The sequence below is a fragment of the Haloferax profundi genome (genome assembly GCF_001469865.1).
Classification (GTDB): domain Archaea; phylum Halobacteriota; class Halobacteria; order Halobacteriales; family Haloferacaceae; genus Haloferax; species Haloferax profundi.
This window is the reverse complement of sequence record NZ_LOPV01000115.1, coordinates 1-3,578: the sequence shown is the minus strand read 5'-3', so window position 1 is coordinate 3,578 and position 3,578 is coordinate 1. Positions and strand designations below refer to the sequence as shown.

Below are 3,578 nucleotides of genomic sequence, written 5' to 3'. Positions count from 1 at the left end.
CCAAATCGTTCAGCTAACTCACGAGGCAGGCGATACGGTTCCAGTCGACGAGATTGAGATTATCGTCCAGGCCTGTGGATTACAGGGACGGCTCGTGAACCTTCCAGCGAGCGATGGCGATCCGCGGCCAACTTCCGAGTACGTCAGGGGTGATGACATCTTTGATAATAGCTACAATAGCGTATCGGGTCCGATTGGAGAAGATGGTAAAGTCGTCGACGGTCAGTGGACTGCGGGCGAGACAGCAGAGTTCCGAATTGCCAATGGTGCGTGTTCGCTCGCTGTGGGCGATACACTAACTGTAAGAGTTGTCCATACGCCAACAAATTCAATTATTATGGAAAAAACTCTAGTAGCTTCTTGATACCATTTTTTGGTCAGCTCGCTCCACGCCTCACTCGACGTGTCGTCCCACTCCTCCGCCAGTGATTCTGCAGTTTCGGATGCATTCCGATAGGCTGCGGCCATGTCATCTTCGTCGGGGTAATCGTTTTCGACCTCCACGATAGCGACGGTCACGCGTTTGTTCGTGTACTCGGTCCAAATCCGACCCTGGTCGTCTGTGCCGGCTGTGGGCAGATCGTCGACACGCTCTATTGTGGTGATGTTCACCGACGCCGTTCTCCAGCAATCGTCGTTCAGGCGACAGCCGATACTGGTTGCTTTTGAGTTGGTCCTAAGAGTGATATTCGACTGCTATCGAATTTGATCTGGCGTTCACATGCTCTCAATCCAGTGGCCGGAAATGGTGAATATCGTCCTTTGCACCTGGATGGCTCGGCAGGTCAATCTGGGCGACGTGTTCGTAACGAGCCGTAAGGACGTCAAAAAATCGCATATCTGCGAACGCCTTGTATCCTTCTCCGGGTCGTTCGCCGATGTAGACGACATCACCGTCGTGGAGGAGCAGAGCCTCGTAGGCCATCGGCCCAACCGGTGGCCAACAAAGAACGAGTGTCTCTGCTTGGCCGTACTCCAGCAAGACATCTTGGTCACCAGACTCGACTGGGAACCACGGGTCGAGGATTGGATCGATGTCGTAGGCAGTAATGTCGACTCCGCGGTTGTCGAGTCCGTACGCCCAGTAGCCCTTCCACGCACCGAGTTCGATGAGTGGCCCCTGCTCGCGAAGATACCAGCTAGTACACTGGTATATTGATGTGCAAGCTATGTGCAACGAGCGGAACCATTATTCTCCTGTGTGCAGAACTTGCACATGAAATGAGCGCGAGTGACAAACCCCGGCGAGTCCACTTCCAGTCTCCCGAGTACCTCGTGGAGCGTCTCGATGCGATTGCCGACTTGTTCGACAAGGATCGGACTGACCTCCTCGTAGAAGCGATCCGTGACTACATCGAAGATACCGCTCACAGCGAAACCGTCCAAGAATTGGCCGCGACGAAGTACTACGATGATCAAATCGACTTCGAGACGGTCAAACAGCTTGTCGGTGCTGAGACAGCCCAGCGACTCCGTCTGCTCAAAGCAGATCTTGAAGGTGAGCCGTTGGACTTGGCAGCACCTGAAGACGTTGATATCTACGGTGGAGACGCGACAACGGCCGAAACCACTGACGCGAACGAGTGATGGGCAGGCCACGTCTCCGGACAGCAGTCGCCGACACAAGTTCACTTGTGAGCCTCGCCGTCCCCCGTGCTGACCCTGACTACGACACCGACACCGCTCCAGACCCACTTCAGTACGTTCTCACGTCGTGTGACGTTACTGTGCCACCCGAAGTAGTCGCAGAATTGCGGGACATAGCACAGTACCAAGACATCCACGGTGCAGCGGCGACTAACGTTTTGGCTGCTCAAGACTACTACACGGTCGAAGACCCGTATGAACGGGAGGACACACCCGACGAGCGCCCGACATTCGGCCTTGATGATGGCGAAACTGACGGAATTGTCCTTGCAAATGCGCTTGATGTAGACGGCTTTCTGACTGACGAGTTTGGTGGGACGAATTTTGCACTTATCCATGCCGTCCTGCGTGGTCCACGAATTGTTCCGACGCCACGACTCATCTGTGACTACGCTCGCAACGCCCACATGACTCGCACAGAGGCACGGACACTCATCACGACGATTTCCCCGCATCGAAGCTGGGAGAACAGCTCTTACGTCGCGCAATTGCTGGGCATCTTAGAATAATCATAACCAACACCACTCGTTCTTCTTGTGTCGCTGTTGGTTAATGTCGGAATGCTCGAAATTGTAAAACCTCCTGCAGAACAGGGCCCGCCCGATGGCTGTTGTGTCTCCCGCTCTTTGGAGCAGTCCTCCTCGTTCAGCCTGCGGTCGTCTGAAATGCGTCGCGCTGGACGACGAGCGTCGTCCAGTACACGTTCCCCTGGTATCGAACCAGATATGTGCCGCTTAGGTCGCCTTCGCCGTCCTCGTCGAGTCCATGAGCCTGTTCGTGCCCTCGGAACCGGTCGGCGAGTGCTACAAGTGCATCAGACGGCGTCTCGTCGGGGCCGACAATGTACTGTCCGTCTGCAATTGCCTTTTCGACGATCTCTCGCTGGGCCTCCGGAAGTCCTGAGAGTTCGAATGTAAACCGCTCGCGCATCTGTTGGTCGTAGTCGGCGGCCGTCGCTACGTGTTCAGCAGTGTATTGATAGGTGTTCAGCGTCGTGTCGTAGGCGTCGTCGACGACCCATTCGGCTTCAGTCCCATCGTCCCAAGTGATATGCGAGTACTCCGATTCGGGGACGAGGACAGACTGCTCGCGCTCGCTGTCCGTATAGAGGAACGTTGTTCCGATACCGACCGTGTCACCATCAGCGAGTCCATGTTCAGCAAATTCTTGTTGATCGACTTCGGGGAGATCGCCGAACTGAATGGCCTCTGCGTCGATCACTGAGTCTGTGACGATATCCACTTTCACGGAATATCTGGTGGCCGGCGTTTCCGCGACCACTTCGTACGATAGCTCGTAGACCCCCTCTTGGTAGGCAATATGTTGTTGTTCGGGGAGTGGCGGCCGGGTTGCCTTCGCTTTCGTGCCGCCGTCAAGGATGCGGTCGAACAGTTGGGCCGTTGCGTCGTTGCCTTCCGCTGGACGGACTGTATAGAGTACTTTCGTCGGGAGTTTTGCGTCTGCGACCGTCGTCAGTTCGAGCCGCGCTGTTGGGGCTTCCGCGACGGCGTTGCTACCACTGAACCCACCGGGGCTGGTGCAGCCAGCGACTATTGCGAGGAGAGACGAGGCGGCGGCCGCGACGAGGGCGCGTCGGCGCATACTCAAGACCTGTCAGAGATGCTGGAAAAGCTTTGTGTCGCACAGAAGATGGCAGCCAAAACTCCGGGGGTGAGTCAGATAGATCCTTTTTGAAAGCCCCCGGACGCTCGACGGCCGCGACTCGCTGCGCGCCTCGTTCCTGCGGTGCTTGCGTCGTCGGGGCACGCCGAGCGCTCGGCCCCTTTCGGTCCCACCCGTGGTCTGTTGTGGAGTCACCGATGCACGTCGGTAGTTCGGTATGGTACGAACGGCACGCCCCGCTCGCCGCCCTGTGCCCTCCGTGCTCACGACTCGCGTTGCTCGCTGTTTGCGACGAGCCGCTCTTGGTA

4 protein-coding genes and 1 pseudogene are annotated in these 3,578 nt (G+C 56.7%); 2 read left to right on the top strand and 3 right to left on the bottom strand.

All coding sequences use genetic code 11. The annotated features are described in order from the left end of the window. Positions 1-378: 378 nt before the first annotated feature. Together AUR66_RS23245 and AUR66_RS20445 are read right to left on the bottom strand one after the other, a co-directional pair. Positions 379-597, bottom strand: a pseudogene (locus AUR66_RS23245) (hypothetical protein); the annotation flags it as partial. Positions 598-727: 130 nt separating this feature from the next. Next, a complete protein-coding gene (locus tag AUR66_RS20445) occupies positions 728-1,177 on the bottom strand; it encodes a hypothetical protein (protein WP_082682141.1) in 450 nt (149 codons plus the stop codon). Positions 1,178-1,221: 44 nt separating this feature from the next. On the opposite strand from AUR66_RS20445, the gene AUR66_RS06210 reads away from it, so the two are divergent. Together AUR66_RS06210 and AUR66_RS20440 are read left to right on the top strand one after the other, a co-directional pair. After that, the gene (locus AUR66_RS06210; protein WP_058571618.1) at positions 1,222-1,587 is read left to right on the top strand and encodes a hypothetical protein; all 366 of its coding nucleotides are present in this window, start codon (positions 1,222-1,224) and stop codon (positions 1,585-1,587) included. After that, positions 1,587-2,156, top strand: coding sequence for a hypothetical protein (locus tag AUR66_RS20440; protein WP_082682140.1), 570 nt, complete (start codon positions 1,587-1,589; stop codon positions 2,154-2,156). Before AUR66_RS06210 ends, AUR66_RS20440 begins: the two co-directional genes overlap by 1 nt. A 136-nt stretch (positions 2,157-2,292) precedes the next feature. On the opposite strand, the gene AUR66_RS06200 is transcribed toward AUR66_RS20440, so the two are convergent. Further along, the gene (locus AUR66_RS06200; RefSeq protein WP_058571616.1) at positions 2,293-3,249 is read right to left on the bottom strand and encodes a hypothetical protein; all 957 of its coding nucleotides are present in this window, start codon (positions 3,247-3,249) and stop codon (positions 2,293-2,295) included. Positions 3,250-3,578 lie beyond the last annotated feature (329 nt).

Bases quoted from the DNA above. Each gene is read 5' to 3' on its own strand.
- AUR66_RS06210 (WP_058571618.1), top strand. From the start codon at position 1,222: ATGAGCGCGAGTGACAAACCCCGGCGAGTCCACTTCCAGTCTCCCGAG.
- AUR66_RS20440 (WP_082682140.1), top strand. From the start codon at position 1,587: ATGGGCAGGCCACGTCTCCGGACAGCAGTCGCCGACACAAGTTCACTT.
- AUR66_RS06200 (WP_058571616.1), bottom strand. From the start codon at position 3,249: ATGCGCCGACGCGCCCTCGTCGCGGCCGCCGCCTCGTCTCTCCTCGCA.